Annotated in this window: 14 protein-coding genes and 1 other RNA gene; 10 read left to right on the top strand and 5 right to left on the bottom strand. The window is 38.9% G+C overall.

Translation table 11 applies throughout. The annotated features are described in order from the left end of the window. Nucleotides 1-174 precede the first annotated feature (174 nt). The 6 genes from V3Z67_RS04045 to V3Z67_RS04020 all read left to right on the top strand — a co-directional run bounded on the left by V3Z67_RS04045 (nucleotide 175) and on the right by V3Z67_RS04020 (nucleotide 6,741). Entirely contained in the window at nucleotides 175-705 is a 531-nt protein-coding gene (locus tag V3Z67_RS04045) for a DUF4199 domain-containing protein (RefSeq protein ID WP_330442087.1), read from the top strand. 3 nt (nucleotides 706-708) lie between these two features. After that, nucleotides 709-1,659: a glycosyltransferase family 2 protein gene (locus V3Z67_RS04040; RefSeq protein ID WP_330442086.1), complete on the top strand. Its 951-nt coding sequence runs from the start codon at nucleotides 709-711 to the stop codon at nucleotides 1,657-1,659. 45 nt (nucleotides 1,660-1,704) lie between these two features. Beyond that, entirely contained in the window at nucleotides 1,705-3,432 is a 1,728-nt protein-coding gene (locus V3Z67_RS04035) for a phospho-sugar mutase (RefSeq protein ID WP_330442085.1), read from the top strand. Further along, nucleotides 3,433-5,259, top strand: coding sequence for an ABC transporter ATP-binding protein (locus V3Z67_RS04030; RefSeq protein WP_330442084.1), 1,827 nt, complete (start codon nucleotides 3,433-3,435; stop codon nucleotides 5,257-5,259). It abuts the gene before it with no gap. A gap of 87 nt (nucleotides 5,260-5,346) precedes the next feature. Continuing rightward, entirely contained in the window at nucleotides 5,347-5,970 is a 624-nt protein-coding gene (locus V3Z67_RS04025) for an HAD family hydrolase (RefSeq protein ID WP_330442083.1), read from the top strand. Nucleotides 5,971-6,042: 72 nt separating this feature from the next. Then, nucleotides 6,043-6,741: a DUF2971 domain-containing protein gene (locus V3Z67_RS04020; protein WP_330442082.1), complete on the top strand. Its 699-nt coding sequence runs from the start codon at nucleotides 6,043-6,045 to the stop codon at nucleotides 6,739-6,741. On the opposite strand, the gene V3Z67_RS04015 is transcribed toward V3Z67_RS04020, so the two are convergent. From V3Z67_RS04015 to V3Z67_RS04005, 3 genes are all read right to left on the bottom strand, one after another. Next, the gene (locus V3Z67_RS04015) at nucleotides 6,738-7,466 is read right to left on the bottom strand and encodes a hypothetical protein (RefSeq protein ID WP_330442081.1); all 729 of its coding nucleotides are present in this window, start codon (nucleotides 7,464-7,466) and stop codon (nucleotides 6,738-6,740) included. The two genes, V3Z67_RS04020 and V3Z67_RS04015, sit on opposite strands and share 4 nt — an antisense overlap. A gap of 67 nt (nucleotides 7,467-7,533) precedes the next feature. Further along, nucleotides 7,534-9,993, bottom strand: coding sequence for a carboxypeptidase-like regulatory domain-containing protein (locus V3Z67_RS04010; protein WP_330442161.1), 2,460 nt, complete (start codon nucleotides 9,991-9,993; stop codon nucleotides 7,534-7,536). A 13-nt stretch (nucleotides 9,994-10,006) separates the two neighbouring features. Continuing rightward, a complete protein-coding gene (locus tag V3Z67_RS04005) occupies nucleotides 10,007-11,725 on the bottom strand; it encodes a M23 family metallopeptidase (protein WP_330442080.1) in 1,719 nt (572 codons plus the stop codon). 181 nt (nucleotides 11,726-11,906) lie between these two features. Between V3Z67_RS04005 and V3Z67_RS04000 the strand changes: the two genes are divergently transcribed. From V3Z67_RS04000 to rny, 4 genes are all read left to right on the top strand, one after another. Then, complete coding sequence (locus V3Z67_RS04000) at nucleotides 11,907-12,197, top strand: hypothetical protein (protein ID WP_330442079.1); 291 nt, start codon at nucleotides 11,907-11,909, stop codon at nucleotides 12,195-12,197. 6 nt (nucleotides 12,198-12,203) lie between these two features. Beyond that, entirely contained in the window at nucleotides 12,204-12,500 is a 297-nt protein-coding gene (locus tag V3Z67_RS03995; protein WP_157482164.1) for a cell division protein ZapA, read from the top strand. 56 nt (nucleotides 12,501-12,556) lie between these two features. Next, nucleotides 12,557-12,663, top strand: a non-coding RNA gene (gene ssrS / locus V3Z67_RS03990) — 6S RNA. Between the two features lie 57 nt (nucleotides 12,664-12,720). After that, nucleotides 12,721-14,286, top strand: a complete 1,566-nt coding sequence (gene rny, locus V3Z67_RS03985; protein WP_330442078.1) for a ribonuclease Y — start codon at nucleotides 12,721-12,723, stop codon at nucleotides 14,284-14,286. Nucleotides 14,287-14,371: 85 nt separating this feature from the next. Here rny and V3Z67_RS03980 read toward each other — a convergent pair whose 3' ends face one another. Continuing rightward, a complete protein-coding gene (locus V3Z67_RS03980) occupies nucleotides 14,372-15,781 on the bottom strand; it encodes a TolC family protein (RefSeq protein WP_330442077.1) in 1,410 nt (469 codons plus the stop codon). Nucleotides 15,782-15,825: 44 nt separating this feature from the next. Then, nucleotides 15,826-19,011, bottom strand: a complete 3,186-nt coding sequence (locus V3Z67_RS03975; RefSeq protein ID WP_330442076.1) for an efflux RND transporter permease subunit — start codon at nucleotides 19,009-19,011, stop codon at nucleotides 15,826-15,828. Nucleotides 19,012-19,013: the final 2 nt, after the last annotated feature.

Below are 19,013 nucleotides of genomic sequence, written 5' to 3'. Positions count from 1 at the left end.
AGCTTTTTAGTTTTTAAATCTTTTCAATTCAGAGCGCAAAAGTACAATTATTTTTTTAAAAACAAATCATTACAATTATTTTTTTTGACTGTAACACTTTTTGTTTTTCGCTACTCATTATAGAGTAATTAGTATATTTGTAGATTAAATAAACCAAATCAAAAAACAACAGCAATGAAAGAAGCAATAAAAAAGAATGGCGTAAACTTCGGTATTATTCTGGGAATACTTTTAATAGCACTAATAACTATTCAATATACAGTTGATATAAATCTTTTTGTTAATCCATGGATTAACATTATTAAAATGATCCTTTTTATTGTTCTTGGGATTATAGCTATAGCAAAAGCAAAAGTTGCATTAAAGGGTTTTATAAGTTTTAAAGAAGCCTTTACAGCATATTTTTTAACTATAGTAATAGGCTCATTAGGCTCTACATTATTTGTTATACTATTATTTAATGTAATTGATCCTTCTGCAAAAACAACTGTAATGGATCTTATTATTGAATCAACAGCAAAAACTCTTCAAAGTTTCGGAAGTAGCACAGAGGATATAAAGAAAATGGTTGACGAAATGGAAAAAGCTGATAGTTTTGGAGTCGCCTCACAACTAAAAGGTCTGGCAATTTCAATACTTGGTTATTCTGTTGTTGGTCTTATATGTGCCGCTGCATTCAAAAAAAATACAACACACGAGCAATAATTAATGAATATATCCATAGTTATACCACTCCTTAATGAAGAGGAGTCCTTACAGGAATTACACCAGTGGATTGTTAACGTTATGACGGCTAACAATTACAGCTATGAGGTCATTTTTATTGACGATGGCAGCACTGATGGTTCCTGGAACAGCATACAACAACTGGCGGAACAAAACCCCAACATAAAAGGTATACGCTTTTTGCGCAATTACGGTAAATCTCAGGCACTGCATGCCGGGTTTGCCAAAGCGCAGGGAGACGTAATTATTACTATGGACGCCGATTTACAGGATAGTCCGGACGAAATACCGGAACTGTATAATATGATTACAGCTAAGGATTACGATTTGGTTTCGGGTTGGAAAAAAAAGCGTTACGATTCGGTAATCGCAAAAAACCTGCCTTCCAAACTGTTTAACTGGGCTGCCAGAAAAACATCGGGGGTAAAACTTAACGATTTCAACTGCGGACTTAAAGCTTACAAAAACGTAGTTGTAAAAAATGTAGAGGTATCGGGCGAAATGCACCGTTATATACCGGTACTGGCAAAAAACGCAGGGTTTGGTAACATAGGCGAAAAAGTAGTAATACACCAGGCTAGAAAATACGGAACATCAAAATTTGGAATGAGCCGCTTTATAAACGGCTTCCTTGACTTGATTACTATTTGGTTCCTCTCCCGCTTTGGTAAAAGACCAATGCACCTTTTCGGTGCCATGGGAGTACTTATGTTTATTATAGGTTTTCTTTCTGCCTTATATATAGGTATAATCAAACTTTATAAGTTATATAACAACGAACCAACCATACTGGTAACCAGTAACCCGTGGTTCTATATAGCGTTAGCCACTATGGTTATAGGTACTCAATTGTTTCTTGCCGGATTTTTAGGTGAGATAATATTGAGGACAAAAAACAACGAAGAACGTTATAAAATAAGCGAAGTTTTATAAAAGGCATATTACACAAATATGTCTTTTTCCAAATAATATAAAATTATGGATATCAAAAAAGAGATACTGGATAAAGTAAATGTTTGGCTATCACCCCTTTTTGACAACCAGACACAGGAAGCTGTAAAAGAAATGATGACATCGTCACCAAAAGAACTGGAAGACAGCTTTTACAAAAATCTTGAGTTTGGAACCGGGGGAATGCGCGGTATTATGGGACCGGGAACTAACCGTATCAATAAATATACTCTGGGCAAGGCAACACAGGGACTTAGTAATTACCTTAAAAAGGTTTTTACAGGTGAAGAAATTAAAGTAGCTATTGCTTACGACTGCCGTAACAACAGTGATACCCTTGCCAAAGTGGTTGCCGATGTTTTCTCGGCTAACGGTATCAAAGTATTTTTATTTACCGACCTCAGACCAACGCCCGAACTTTCTTTTGCCGTAAGACACCTTAGCTGTCATGCAGGTATTGTACTTACAGCCTCACACAACCCACCGGAATACAACGGATACAAGGTATACTGGCAGGATGGCGGACAGCTTGTACCACCACAGGACGGAGAAATCATTAGTATTATTGAAGCTTTAGAGTACGATCAAATAAACTTTAATGCTAACGAAAACCTGATTGAATATATAGATAATGATGTAGACAAGGCTTTCCTTGGAGCTTCATTGAGGGCAGCTACTTTCAATACACCTCAGGAAGCAAAAGATGCGCTTAAAGTGGTTTTCACTCCGCTTCACGGAACATCGGTTAAGCTTATCCCTGATTTGCTTGAGGATGCCGGATACAGTAACGTACATATTGTAAACGAACAGGCTGTACCGGATGGAAATTTCCCAACAGTAAAATCGCCAAATCCTGAAGAACCTGAAGCTCTTTCAATGGCTATTGAACTGGCTAACCAAACCGATGCTGATATTGTTGTAGGTACCGACCCCGACAGTGACCGCCTTGGTGTTGCCGTAAGAAACAGCCAAGGTATTATGACACTGCTTAACGGTAACCAAACCATGATGCTAATGACGCACTTCCTTTTGGAAGAATGGAAAAAGCAGGGCAAACTTACCGGGAACCAGTTTATAGGTTCAACTATAGTGTCTACACCTATGCTTATGGAACTGGCTACTAATTATGGCGTACAATGTAAAGTAGGACTTACCGGATTTAAATGGATTGCCAAAATGATTGTTGATTTCCCTGAGCTACAGTTTGTAGGCGGCGGTGAAGAGAGCTTCGGTTATATGGTGGGCGACTTTGTACGCGATAAAGATGCTGTTACCTCTACCCTTTTATTATGCGAAATAGCAGCACAGGCAAAAGCCAATGCGAGTTCGCTGTATCAGGAGTTGTTAAAACTATACACGAAGTATGGTTTTTATAAAGAGTACCTTATATCACTAACCAAAAAAGGTATGGATGGTGCTCAGGAAATAAAACAGATGATGATTGACCTGCGCGAGAGTCCGTTAAAAGAAATAAACGGTGAGCGTGTGGTTATGGTTGAAGATTATCAGGCTTCTACCGCAAAAAATCTGTTTACAGGTGAAGAAGAAGCACTAACTTTACCAAAATCTAACGTACTGATATATTACCTTGAAGACGGTACAAAAATTTGTGCAAGACCAAGTGGAACAGAGCCTAAAATTAAATTTTACTTCAGTGTAAACGATATGCTAGATAAAGTAGAAAACGCACGTGAGGTGGAAACAATTCTTGATCATAAAATCAGGAATATTATTGAAGAGATGAACTTGATATAAATGGATTATTTTAAAAAAATATTTCGCTTTGCGAAACCCTACAAAAGGTATGCTTACCTAAATATATTTTTCAATGTATGGTATGCTTTATTTAGTGCGCTTTCTTTCGTAGCACTTATACCTATGATGACCGTTCTTTTTGAAAAAGAGGAACAAATTTTTGCCAAACCTGTTTATGAAGGTTTTATGGATACGGGAAGATACCTAAAGGATTATATGGGGTATTACATCAGTACTACTTCTGCTGAACATGGGCAACAGTATGTTCTTTCCATCATGATAGGGCTTATTATTTCCCTGTTCCTGTTAAAAAACCTTTGTAACTATGGCGCTATGTACTTTATTACCTTTTTAAGAAATGGAGTACTTAAAGATATACGAGATGCTATTTACAGCAAAACGATAGCACTACCTATTTCTTTTTTCTCAGAAAAAAGAAAAGGAGATATCATGTCACGTGTATCATCGGATGTACTTGAAATACAACACTCCTTCCTTTCTATACTGGAACTAATAGTACGCGAGCCATTAACCATACTTTTTACAATCATAACAATGTTTGTAATAAGTGTCAAACTAACGCTGTTCGTTTTTATTTTTATTCCGCTTTCAGGATGGCTTATTTCGATAGTAGGTAAATCATTAAAAAAACAGTCAGACAGAGCTCAAAGAGAACAAGGGTTATTTATATCAATACTTGAAGAAACCCTGGGAGGACTAAAAGTTATAAAGGGCTTTAACGCTGAAAAAAACTTTGAAGGAAAATTTGGAGACTCAAACACAAGATTTTTCAATTTATCTAACAAAATACTGAACAGGCAAAATGTAGCTACGCCTTTAAGTGAATTTTTGGGTATAGTAGTTATCGCAGCCCTTTTATGGTTTGGCGGTCATATGGTACTTGTTGAAGGCACACTGGATGCTCCCGATTTTATTTCTTACATGGGACTTGCATATAACATCCTTACTCCGGCAAAGGCCATATCAAGGGCTTCTTATAATGTTAAGAAAGGTAACGCGGCAGCCGAACGTGTTATGGAAATACTGGAACAGGAAAACCCTATTGTTAGCAAACAGGGAGCTATTGAAAAAAATACTTTTGAAAAAGAAATTGCTATAGAAAACATTAACTTTAGGTATGAAGATGAAAATGTACTTAAAGAATTCTCCTTAACCGTACCAAAAGGAAAAACAGTTGCCCTTGTAGGGCAGTCCGGTAGTGGTAAGAGTACCATTGCTAACCTACTTACCCGTTTCTATGATGTACAGGAGGGTAGCGTAAAAATAGACGGTATCGATGTAAAAGATTTCAGCCTTCATTCCCTACGTGGCCTAATGGGACTTGTTACACAGGATAGTATTCTGTTTAACGATACTATACGTAATAATATAATGCTTGGTAAATCCGACGCTACCGAAGAAGATATAATAGATGCTCTTAAAATAGCCAATGCCTACGAATTTGTAAAAGATTTACCAAAAGGCATTGATACAAACATTGGTGATAGTGGTAACAAACTTTCGGGCGGACAGAAACAGCGTTTAAGTATTGCGCGTGCCGTACTTAAAAACCCTCCTATCATGATTCTGGACGAGGCAACATCGGCCCTGGATACCGAAAGTGAAAGACTGGTACAGCAGGCCCTTGAAAACATGATGCAAAACCGCACATCGGTAGTAATTGCTCATAGGCTTTCAACCATCCAAAAAGCAGATAACATCGTCGTTATGAAAAAAGGGCGTATTGTTGAACAGGGCTCTCATGACGAGCTTATGGCTAAAAATGGTACTTATAGAAAACTGGTAGAAATGCAGTCGTTTGAATAGTACTAAAACGATATATAATAATACGTTAAGAAGAGCTGCACTATTGCAGCTCTTCTTATTATGAGATAATTTTACATAAAAATTACTATGCCAAAAAAAGCTATAATTTACGATCTTGACAACACCCTATACCCTGTTCATGCTATAGGAGAAAAACTATTCGGTCCTCTTTTTGATCTTATTATCGAAACAGGAGAACATAATGAGGATATAGAAGCTATAAAAAAGGAAACCATGCGTACTCCTTTCAGGCTCGTAGCAAAAGAATTCGGACTTAGTGAAAAACTTACCACCCAGGCTATAAACCTACAGGAGAATTTAGGTTATGACGAACCTATAGTTCCTTTTGATGATTACCCCGAAATCAAAACCATTGATGCCGAACGATTTTTAGTTACTACAGGTTTTCAAAAAATGCAAAGGGCAAAAATCACCAAAATGGGTATAGAAAATGACTTTAAGGAAATCCATGTAGTTAACCCGGTACTTACTAGTAAAAAAGAGGTTTTTGCCGATATTTTAAAGCGTTATAACTATAAACCGGAAGAAGTACTTGTGGTTGGTGATGATCCAAACTCTGAGATACAGGCCGCAAAAGATCTTGGCATAGATACAGTTTTATACAATAAGTTCGACTGGCATCCGCTGGACTCGGCAACTTATGCCATATCACACTTTAAGGAACTAAAACCTATTTTCCTGAAAGGTTAAAAAACTAATAACAGTATTTTAATCAGTGTAACAGAAACATTCGTAACTTTAAGTTCAAATAATACTTCCCCTATGTATGTTTCTAACGAACAGATAACACTACCGGAAACAGATACCATTGTATGGAAATACCTTGATCTTTCTAAGTTTCTGGATTTATTGCTATGCAAACAGTTGTTTATGTCGCGATCAGATAAGTTTGAAGACCAGTATGAGGGTACGTTTAGCGAACCTACTTACGAGGAGCTTAAAAAGATATCTGAAAACAATCCGGAATTTATGGATTACTACAAAAGCCACCGCAAAAATGTAGTGATAAGCAGTTGGCATATTAACGAATATGAATCGTATGCTATGTGGCAAATTTTCACCCAAAACAGTGAAGGCTTAGCCATACAGTCTACTGTAAAAAGATTACAGGAAGCCCTAATCCCCGAAGGGCGTTATGAACAGCACATTGGAGAAGTAAAATACATCGACTACAAAAAGGAGCATATTCCGTTTGATAATAACTTTTTCCCTTTTCTTTTTAAAAGAAAAAGCTTTCAGTATGAAAAAGAGGTAAGGATAATATCAAACCTAGCAAAACACAATCTTAATATTAATGAAGGGGTAAAAATCAATATCGATATCAATAAGCTTATTGAAAAAATATACATCCACCCAAAATCAGAAAACTGGTATAAAAACCTTGTTTTCCAGCTAATGGAACAATTAGGCTTTAATTTCCAAGTCGAAAAATCTGACCTGGAAAGCGATATCCTTATTTAGTTTACAGGCTCGTATGATTCTACTACCCACTCGTTTGCAATCAGGTTACAAAACTGGTAATGTACCATATCGTTTTTATCAAAAGCGCCGTTTTTATTGATATCCTCAATAGTACGGAAGTATATTCTGTTTTGAACCTCAACAATATTCCAGTCAATAAGCTCCTCCATATCTTTTGAGAGCTTTGTAAAGTTGGCTCCGCTTATATCACTAATATATAGTGACCTGATATCGTTTGCATCAATCTTGCCATCCTGATTGGTATCACTATCAACCAACGTGTAAACCAGTAATTGTTTTTTGGTCCTTTCGGCAATGGTGTTAAGATAGGTTGCTGTTTGTATCTGTACCTGCTTATCGGTTAGTGGATTTAGTGCTGTAGAATCTATATGCTGAAACTTCAGGTTTTCAAAATAACCTGTAAGCTCAAAACGGTTGTAGTTGGAAATAGCATAACTCACGTTATCATTCATCCTGCTGCCATAGGTTTTGTAGGCACTCTTATCATAAATACGCATATCTCCCACCGGATGTATAAGGTATTTTGTCCCTTCCATATGAACCGGCAAATCGGCAACCTTAATTTGGGAAGAATCTTTCTTTTCCGGCTTTTTCACCTCTGCAGGTTCCATGTATTTCACTTTTGGCTTCTCTTCTTCCTGTTTACAGCTATAAGCCGCAATAAGAGTTGAAAGAGCCAATATAACAGTTACAGCTTTTTTCATTCGTCACAACATATTAGGTACCCAGTATTGAATACTCTATCAAAAATAAAGAAAATGTTTCAAAAAATTAAATTCTCGCAGTAAGCTTAATGCTAAATACACGAGATGTTAAATAATTAGGGATACCATACTGGCTTTTTGTATACACATCCCTTACCCATGTATTGGTAATGGCATTTTGGTTATTAAAAAGGTTAAATATTTCAAGACCTAATGACAACTCCTGAAACACCGATAGCCAGTGTCCGTCTTCAAACTTCTCACTACCATCTGTAAACACATAAGCAAAACCTGCATCTGCACGGCGGTAATCGTTAAGTCGTGACTGATACACATAAGAATCAGCATACGATGGCGAACCACCCGGCAATCCTGTATTATAAACAAGGTTAAGATACATTTTAAGATTCGGGATTGTAGGTACATAATCCTGAAAAAGAATACCAAATTTAAGGCGCTGATCTGTAGGACGGGCAATATACCCCCTATCGTTAATATTCTCCTCGGTTCTCATATAACCAAAACTTAACCATGATTCAGTTCCCGGTACAAGTTCACCGTTAAGCCTCATATCGAGTCCGTAAGCATAAGCCACAGCATCATTATTTGCACGATAACGAATCCTTACGTTTTCAATAGTATACGTATTTACATCGTCAAGTTTTTTATAATACGCTTCAGATACCAATTTGAACTTCTTACCCTTATCCGTTTTAAAACTATAATCGTTGCCTACCACAAAATGTATGGAACGCTGTGCTTTCACATCAGGGTTTACAGCACCATCACTCCCTCTAAGCTCCCTGTAAAACGGCGGCTGATAATAAAAACCTCCTGAAACACGGAAAAGCATATCCATTTCCCAGTTTGGTTTTAAAGTAAATTGTGCACGCGGACTAATTACTATCTGGCTATCGCCGTCTTCGCCATCTCTTTGGGTAACCTGCCACTGATGTGCCCTTACACCGGCATTCATCCATATTTCACTTTCTCCTATTTTAGCTCTTCTGCTCCACTGTGCATAACCCGAAATCCTGTTGATTTGAGTAAAGTTTAGCGCCCTCACACTGTTATAAGGCACAAGTGGACCTGTATATGGATTATATGGCTGATCGTTTACGGGCAGGTCTATTACCGGTGGATTAAGTGAGAATCCTGCCGAATCGATAACTTCCCATTCTAACAAACGGTCGCGTATATCTTCTCGGGTATATTTAACACCCCATTCTATTTTGTTCTTTTTAATATTGTGATACCCTTTTACCTCAAGGTTAGCAATTAGTGCATCAAGATTATTACGGGCGTGGTTTAACTGAGAACCTACAGCCCTGGCAAAACGCACATCACCAAAAGTTTCCGATCCAATATTGGTATCTACCTCACCAAGGGCATACTGAGCCAAAATATCAAAATGTTCCTGCTCCTGTGTATGGTAAAGAGAACCTATAACCTTAAGCGTAAAATCGTCAGATACTTTGTAAGTTGACTTTATTGCTCCAAAGTAAGTTTTGTATTCATCTTTTTCCTGTCCGTCATAAAAAATCTGAAGTGCAATAGGCTCATCAATAGTACCAAAGTTAGTTTGCCTGTATAGTGGCTGATAATGGTATTTATTTTCAGAAATATTACCAAGAAAACTTATCTCCCATTTTTCATTAGGTTTAAAGTTTACCATAGTCTGTACATCAGCAAAAGTTGGCTTATAGTTTGTCTCTGTTTGCTGACTGTTAACTAAAAGGCTGTTATCCCTGTAACGTCCGCCTATAATACCACTCCATTTTTTATTTTTGGAAGCACTTTCTAATGTAAGGCTACCGCCAAGGAAACTGGCCTCAAGCTGAGCACCGAATTCTTCCGGTCTTCTGTAAGAGATATCCAGCACCGAAGATAATTTATCACCATATTTTGCCTGAAAGCCACCAGCCGAAAAACTCAGGTCTTCCACCATACTGGAGTTTGTAAAACTCAATCCTTCCTGCTGTCCTGAACGGATTAGGAACGGACGGTATATCTCTATATCCTCCACATATACCAGGTTTTCGTCGTAGTTACCACCCCTTACAGCATATTGCGTACTAAGCTCGTTATTGGAATTACCACTCACAATTTTGATAAACTCCTCAACTCCTCCTGAAGCCGAAGGTAATTTTCGGATGGTTGCCGGAGATACTTTTATAATCCCCTCAATCCTGTCTTCTTCAGTGTTTTTATCAATAACTACATTATCCAGTTCAGTATGTCCTGTAAGCAGTATAAAATTCATTTCGGCAGTATCATTTTCTGACATTTCCAAATCAAGCGATGATAGCTTAAAGCTGGTATGTTCAAACCAAACAACAACTTCCCTGTCAATCGGAATTGAAATTTTATAAACACCGTTAGCATCAGATACTGTTCTTACCGTACCTTCAATATCGGCATAGTAAACATTAACTCCTTCAATAGGCTGCCTGTTTTCGTCTAAGAGAATTCCGTATAGTATAGGCTTTTGTTGGGCAAAAGCCACAGCACTGAGCATAAAAAGCATCAGTGTAAATAACTTATTTATCTTTTTCAACAGATGTTGTTTTTTGTGTTCTGAAAAAATGCGTTTCAAAGGTAGTAGAATTTCCTACATTATCTGTAACCGTAACTTTCAAATCGTTACGCCCTTCGTCTACAATTCCGTCGCTAAAATTATGAAATATTATTCGGGTCTTGTAATCATAATGCATTAATATCCACTTACCGTTTAGCCATGCATCAAATGTAGCAATACCTGCAAGGTCATCACTAATCTTAAGGCTAAACCTATCCTTGTTGCTTAACCATTTCCCTTCGGCAAAGCTTGCACTGTAAATTTTAGGAGCCGTATCATCCTGCGCCAGTTTAAACTGCCCCAGGTACCTTACCTTAGCCGTAAGCCTGCCATTCTCCATGTAACTGTTATTATACAACAGTCTTTTTCCATCTACCCCTGCTATAAATGTTTTTTGCAGTACCTCCGGAGACAAATGGCTAACGTCAAACGAAACTATTATATTGCCATGCACAGGCACCGAATCATCATGCAGGTACAAAATGGAATCTTTCACATCAAAATCCATGTAAAAATCTTCATACAATGCATGTGCCGGTATAAATACCGAAACACCATCTTTCGTATAACTGTTATCATTTGCAGCCTTAACAAAATAAGGCGTAACTTTTTTAGGTTGGGTTATAGTAGCCGGTTTGTCGCTATACTCTATACTTCCGTTTACTATACGTTTGTTTCCGTGAAAATCAGAAACCTCTATGCGGTAGTTTATTGTTTCATCTTCCTTAATGTCAATTTTACCATTAGTAGCATTATCTCTAATCACTCCAAGTGTATAAGGTGTATTGATAAACAATTTCTGGTAGCGTTGCTTAGTAGCGTTGTACTTTTGATAATCTATAAAATTATTAATATACCTGCTCTCATCAAAAGCAAACTGATCGAAAACAACCTTAAACTCACGGTTACCGTTTATAAAGGTTTCTATTTTAAACACTCCGTTATTACCCAGGCTCCCCGTACTTTTATCGGTAGCATTTATAGAGAACCCCATCGCACCACGTGCATAAATTTTATCTGCCAGATAAGTCCCGTCCTTTAAAAGTTTAAGATTTAGTGCAACAGGCTTTTCCGATTCGTTCACCACTGCCTTATCTCCTAAAGCATAAGCCATAACACCATAAACCGTAGGCTTTTGCCCATCCTTCATTATTTTATTCAGACCGAAAAATAACGGATTTATGATTTCCTCTGTTTTGGTATCCCTGTACTCAAAATGCAGGTGAGGTCCACCCGATCCGCCCGTGTTACCCGAAAGAGCAACCAGCTCACCTTTTGTAACAGGTAGCTCACCCGGCTTAGGGAATAGTTCTATATCAAAGCTTTTCTTTTCATACTGCTTTTCTCTAACATACGCTTCAATTTCAGGAGCATATTTACTAAGATGCCCGTAAAGCGTGGTATATCCGTTGGGATGATCTATATACAAAGCCGTACCATATCCGTAACTGGATACTTTTATGCGCGATACATAACCATCGGCAGCGGCATAAACAGGCAACCCTTCCCTTTGTTCTGTACGGTAATCTATACCGGCATGAAAGTGGTTACGCCTTAACTCTCCAAAAGTCCCCGAAGGGTGCAACGGTAAATCCATTGGGGAACGGAAATAATTTTCCGGATAATTTTCCTGGGCAAACAGCGCTGTAGTTGAAAGTAGTAGTAAAAAGAAAATTCTCATAAGGCTAAAATATAAAAAAAGCGTCTTAAAAAAAGCCTAACGCCCCGTGTTTGTTATAACTGTTTACATAGCAAATTATTACATATAATCTTAACACAATTCAACATTTTTTATAACAAACTATTGTTTCTAATTAAAGTAATATTAACTTTGTAGAATAATGTAATGAAAATTGACTGTAATGAACGGACTATCCGAAATAGTTGATTCTCTTGAAAATAAGCTAAATAAGCTGATCCAAAAACAGGCAGCGCTTGAGCAGCAAAATCAGGAGTTAAGGGACAAAATAGCCCAATCGGCTTCGGTAATCCACAGTCAGGCTGAACAGATTGCCTCATTGGAAAAACACATTGAGACCTTAAAAACAGCTAATTCATTACTGGGCAGTGACGATAACAAACGAGAAACAAAACTCAAAATAAATTCATTGATCCGCGAGATTGATTATTGCATAGCTCAACTTTCTGACTAGCATGAAATGGATGATAAACTTAAAATAAAGATATCAATTGCCGATAGGGTGTACCCGTTAACAGTTACACCATCGCAGGAAGAGGGACTGAGAAGCGCCTCTAAAAAAATTGATGCCATGATCAAGCAGTTTGAAGAGAGTTATGCCGTGAGAGATAAGCAGGATGTACTGGCAATGTGCGCATTACAATTTGCCGCACAAATAGAACAAAAGCAGATAGACAAGTTTACCGATGTCAAAGATGCTTTTGAAAAACTCCAGTTAATGGATGAAAAATTGGGAAAATTTCTCGATGATAAATAAAATACGTTCTTAAAAATACGTCAAAAATACTGCCTACATTAGCACATATTTGATAAACTCAACACTAACAAATTAAAATGGGTGAATCATCGTTACTAAAGCAAGCTGCCCCGAGCAGATCCTTGAACAGCGAGTTAGCTCAAAACTTGTCATTTACGAGTTTATACAATCTTCCTGATGTAGGCTTTTTTTATATATATATCTTACATAAAAACAAACTATGGACTCGACACTATTTATAATTATTGGCAGTTTCGCCGGGTTAGGGATCGGATTCGGGATCGCAAAGATTCTTGAGAAGAAAAACGTATCTACCCTAATCAAGAATGCGAAGAAGGAGGCGGCATCGATATTGAAGGATGCCAAGACAGATGCCGAAGCCATTAAAAAGGATAAATTACTTCAGGCTAAGGAAAAATTCCTTGAGCTTAAAGCTGAACATGAACAGGTAATACTTGGCAAAGACAAAAAAATTGCCGAGGCAGAAAAAAGAACACGTGATAAAGAATCTCAGGTTTCAAACGAGCTTGCTAAAAACAAAAAGCTTAATGACGAACTTGACAAAAAGGTTACAGATTACGACAACCGTATAGATTTCCTAGACAAGAAACAACAGGAAATAGATAAGCTACATAAAAGCCAGGTAGAGCAACTTGAGGTGATCTCAGGCCTATCTGCTGAGGAAGCTAAAAACCAACTTGTGGAAAGCCTAAAAGCTGAAGCCAAAACTACTGCTATGTCCCACATTCAGGACACTATTGAGGAGGCTAAACTTACAGCACATCAGGAAGCTAAAAAGATTATCATCAACACTATTCAGCGTGTAGGTACCGAAGAGGCAGTGGAAAACTGTGTATCTGTATTCAACATTGAGTCTGACGATGTGAAAGGTAGAATCATTGGTCGTGAGGGTAGAAATATCCGTGCGCTTGAAGCTGCTACCGGGGTTGAAATTATTGTAGACGATACGCCAGAGGCTATCATCCTTTCATGCTTTGACCCTGTTAGAAGGGAAGTTGCTCGTTTAGCACTACATAAACTGGTTACAGACGGTAGGATTCACCCTGCACGTATTGAAGAGGTTGTGTCTAAAACAGCTAAACAGATTGAAGACGAAATTATTGAAGTAGGTAAACGTACTGTTATCGATCTTGGTATTCACGGGTTACACCCAGAGCTTATCAAAATTGTTGGTAGAATGAAGTATCGTTCTTCTTACGGACAAAACTTATTACAACACTCGCGTGAGGTGGCAAAACTTTGTGGTCTTATGGCTGCAGAACTTGGCCTTAACGTTAAGCTTGCAAAAAGAGCAGGTTTACTTCACGATATAGGTAAAGTACCGGATACAGAAAGTGATCTTCCGCACGCATTACTTGGTATGCAGTGGGCAGAGAAGTATGGTGAGAAAGAAGAGGTTTGCAACGCTATTGGTGCTCACCACGACGAAATCGAAATGAAATCGTTACTTTCACCTATCGTACAGGTTTGTGATGCAATCTCTGGTGCAAGACCGGGTGCAAGAAGACAGGTTCTTGACTCATACATTCAGCGTCTTAAAGACCTTGAGGATATCGCTTATGGATTTGGTGGTGTCAAGAGTGCTTACGCTATACAGGCAGGTAGAGAGCTTCGCGTAATTGTAGAAAGTGAAAAAGTAAGCGATGAAATGGCTGCTAACCTATCTTTTGAGATTTCACACAAAATCCAAACAGAAATGACTTACCCGGGTCAGGTAAAAATTACGGTTATCCGTGAAACAAGAGCGGTTAACATCGCTAAATAATTTACCCGAACCATATAAATAAACAACAAAAAAGCTGCCTTTCGGCAGCTTTTTCTTTTTTAAATAAAACAAACAATAAACACCATCATTTCCAGCCGCCTCCCAGTGCACGGTACAAATCGGTCACTGCATTAAGCTGGTCTCTCTTCAGGGTTGCAAGATCAAGCTCACTTTGAAGCACATTACTTTGTGCGGTAATCACTTCTAAATAAGTAGCCATCCCTCTATTAAATAGTTTATCAGCATTCGTAGTTGCTTTTTGCAGGCTTTCCACACGTTGTTGTGCAAAATCCTGTTCATCTTTAAGCTTTTCAATCTGTACCAACGCATCAGAAACTTCGCCCACTGCAACAAGTACACCCTGCCTAAAGGACAGAACTGCTTTTTCGCGTTCTATTTTTGCTACTTCATATTCAGTCCTCAGCCTTCTGCTGTTAAGTAATGGCTGGACTAATCCACCCGCTACCATACCGAACAGTGACGACGGCATATTAAACCAATTATCAGATTTGAATGAGTTTAATCCGCCTGTAGCTGTTATATTAATAGCCGGATACATTTGGGCTTTGGTTACTCCTACCCTTGCATTGGCAGCTGCAAGATCGTACTCAAACATTCTCACATCAGGCCTTCTGCTTACAATAGCAGCAGGAAGTCCCGTACTTATATTTTCATAAACAGGCTCCAGGTCTAAAGAAGTTATTCTAGCTATCTCTCCCGGAAGTTCGCCTGTAAGTATACTCAATGCATTTTCCTGAATAGCTATCTGTTTTTCAAGCATAGGCACAATTCTGGCAGCAGTCAGTTTTTGTGCATTGGCCTGCTCTACAGCAAGTGATGTTACCTGACCCGCATCAAACTGCATGCTAACCATACGTAACGTATTCTCACTTAATTCAAGATTCTTTTTAGCAACACTTAACTGCGCATCCAGCATTAGCAGGTTATAATAACCTTTTGCTACACCTGTAACCAGTTCGGTTTGCACCGCTTTTTTAGCTTCTTCAGTTTTCAGGTATTGCGCCAGTGCTTCTTTTTTCCTGCTATTAATTTTTCTCCAGATGTCTGCCTCCCACGAAAGGTTTATCCCTGCGTTATAATCTTCAACATGACTGGTACCCAAAAAGTTTTTGGCACTAAGCCCGTTTAAACTGTTTTCAGACGGAATTGTGGTATTGGCATTCACATACAGGTTAGCCTGAGGTACATTACCCCATTTGGCCTGTTTTAGCATCTGATGTGAGGCTTCAATATTTTTAATGGCAATCTGTAAATCATAATTCCCAGATATAGCTTCACCTATTAGATCCTGTAGTGCAGCATCCGGGAAAAATGTTTTCCATTCAACATCGGCAATCGTTAAGGTATCTGCAGTTACAACAGCGTTCCTGTAAGCTTCGGGCAACTCGGGCTGCACCTCCACATCTTTAGAAACCTTACACCCCGTAAGTACCAAAAAGGCCGTGAATACTATATATATATTTAAATTTTTCATTGTTATCGATTAGAACGGCTCTCCTTTCGGAGAGCCTTAAAAATTTAATTCATCAGTTCAAGCTCGGCTGTTGCCGGATGCTCATGTTTAACCGGTTTAAGGTGTGGTTTACCTGATATTTTTTCCTGTAGGTACTGGAACACTATAAAGAGAACAGGAATGATAAACAGACCCAGTATTACTCCCGAAAGCATACCTCCGGCAGCACCAATACTGATAGAGTGGTTACCCTGTGCAGATGGTCCTACGGCAAACATCATAGGTATAAGCCCTACAATAAATGCAAATGAGGTCATGATAATAGGCCTTAACCTTAGTTTAGCCGCCTCTATTGAAGCCGACAGTAATGATTTCCCTGCCCTTCTTCGCTGTACGGCAAACTCAACAATAAGGATGGCATTTTTAGCCAAAAGACCTATAAGCATTACCAGTGCTACCTGTACATAAATGTTATTTGAAATCCCTGTAAGACCTATCGCTGCAAATACTCCGAATATACCTGTAGGAATAGAAAGTATAACCGCTAACGGAAGGATGTAACTTTCATACTGTGCTGCAAGCAGGAAGTAAATGAACAGTAAACTCAGTAGGAATATTACTGTTGACTGTCCTCCTGATATAATTTCCTCTCTTGTCATACCCGAGAACTCGTATGAATATCCCTGTGGCAGGTATTGTGCAGCTACTTCTTCCACAGCTTTAATGGCATCACCCGAACTTACGCCCGGTGCAGGTATGGCATTTACACCAATAGAGTTAAACAGGTTATATCTTGAAGCATTTTCAGGGCCATAAACCCTTTCCAGTTTTACAAGTGTATTAACCGGAACCATTTCGCCGTTTTTATTTTTCACAAACACGGCATCAAGTGACTGTGCTGTAGCACGGCTATCCTTATCTGCCTGAACCATTACACGGTAGTATTTACCAAATCGGTTAAAGTCAGACACTTGCGCACTACCATAATAAGCCTGTACGGTTTGCAGTAAGTCCTTAACACTTACACCAAGCTGTTCGGCCTTAACATCATCCACTTCCATTTCATATTGCGGATAATCGGCCCTAAATGGTGTAAAGGCTACAGCAATTTCAGGACGCTTCATAAGCTCACCAATAAACTGGTTACCTACTTGGCTAAACTTATCCAGTTTGCCTCCGCTACGATCCTGAAGCACGAAATCAAGTCCGTCAATATTACTGAATCCCGGTACGGTTGGGAAAGTAAACACAAAGAAGTTAGCCCCTTTTATAGCAGAAAGTTTCCCTCTTACCTCATTCATAATATCATTAATATCACTAACCGCTCCCCTTTCTTTTAAAGGCTTAAGGTTAAGAAACAGCACACCAAACGATGGGCTTGATGACTGCGTAAGCATATTAAAGCCCGAAAGGCCGTCGATTTCCCTGTTGGCTTCCACAGTACGGATTATGCTCTCTGACTCTTCAAGTGTTTTAACTGTACGTTCCAGGGATGTACCTGCCGGCATGGATACCGATACCGCTATAAATCCCTGATCTTCTGACGGGATAAATCCTGAAGGTGTAGTATTCACCATCCATACGGTAGCCAGTATCACAACTCCAAGTCCGCCAAGGCTTAACCATTTGTGACGCACAAGAAAACGTAAACTGCCTAAGTAACGATTTGTCACTTTTTCAAAACCATTATTAAATCCGGTAAAGAAGCGTTGCTTAAAGCTGGTTTTCTCCTGTCCGTTTTGATGATGACTGTGGTTATCCTTTAGGAAAAGTGCCGCCAGTGCCGGGCTAAGTGTTAGTGCATTAACCGCCGAAATCACAATTGCGATAGCCAATGTAAATGCAAACTGCCTGTAGAATACCCCGGTAGAGCCTTCCATAAAACCAACCGGAAGGAACACTGCCGACATTACCAGTGTAATCGAAATAATAGCACCTGTAATTTCACTCATGGCAGATGTGGTCGCCCTTTTAGGGTCCATACCATTTTCCATCTTAGAGTGTACAGCCTCGACGACCACAATGGCGTCATCCACCACAATACCAATCGCCAGAACCAGTGCAAACAACGTTAGCAAATTTATGGAGAACCCAAACAGGTTCATAAAGAAGAAGGTACCCATAATTGCTACCGGTACGGCAATTGCCGGAATTAATGTAGACCTGAAATCCTGAAGGAAAATGTACACCACTATAAACACCAGTAAGAACGCTTCAATAAGGGTAGATTTTACCTGAGCTATAGAAGCATCAAGCATTACTTTGGTATTATAAATACCTACCCTTTTTATACCTTTAGGGAAGCTTTTTTCGGCTTTAACCAAAAGGTCATTAATCGCTATCTGAATATCATTAGCATTAGACCCCGGCAACTGGATAACCATAATGTTAGTACCCGGCTTACCGTTAATCCTTGTAAAGTTACCATAGGTATAAGACCCGAACTCTACCTTAGCCACATCTTTTAATCGAAGTATGGACCCGTCAGGATTAGTACGAATTATTATATTCTGATAATCTTCCGGCTTGTTAAGCTTTCCTTTGTATTTAATAACATATTCAAACGATTCGGCACTGTTTTCACCAAATTTACCCGGAGCGGCCTCAAGATTTTTATCCTGAATTGCAGCCATTACCTCCTGTGGAGTAATGTTATAAGATGTCATTTGGGACGGATTAAGCCATACCCTCATCGAATAATCTTTATTACCACCAAAAATTGCTGCCTGACCTACACCCGGTATCCTTTTTATCTCAGGGATAATATTAATTTGGGCATAGTTGGTAAGAAAGGTCTGGTCGTATGTTTTTTCGTCTTCAGAGTATAGTGCAGCCACCATAATAAGGCTATTTTGCTGCTTGGCTGTGGTAACCCCTGCCTGTATAACCTCGGCAGGTAACTGGCTGGTAGCCTGAGCCACCCTGTTTTGTACGTTTACAGCAGCCTGATCGGGGTCTGTACCCAGTTTAAAGTATACTGTAATTACAAGTGAACCATCGTTACTGGCTGTAGAGCTCATGTAAATCATATTCTCCACACCATTAATAGACTCTTCCAGTGACGGAGCAACCGAACGAAGTACCGTTTCGGCATTTGCCCCTGGGTACAGCGCCGTAACCTGAACCGCCGGTGGCGCAATGTCAGGAAATTGCTGTAATGGTAATTTAAAGAGTCCCAATACCCCTACAATTACCAATAGGATGGATATGACCGTAGCCAAAACCGGCCGGTCTATAAATTTTTTAAACATTA

The organism is Flavobacterium sp. C4GT6 (genome assembly GCF_036347315.1).
Classification (GTDB): domain Bacteria; phylum Bacteroidota; class Bacteroidia; order Flavobacteriales; family Flavobacteriaceae; genus Flavobacterium.
This window is presented reverse-complemented; position numbering and strand designations above follow the sequence as displayed.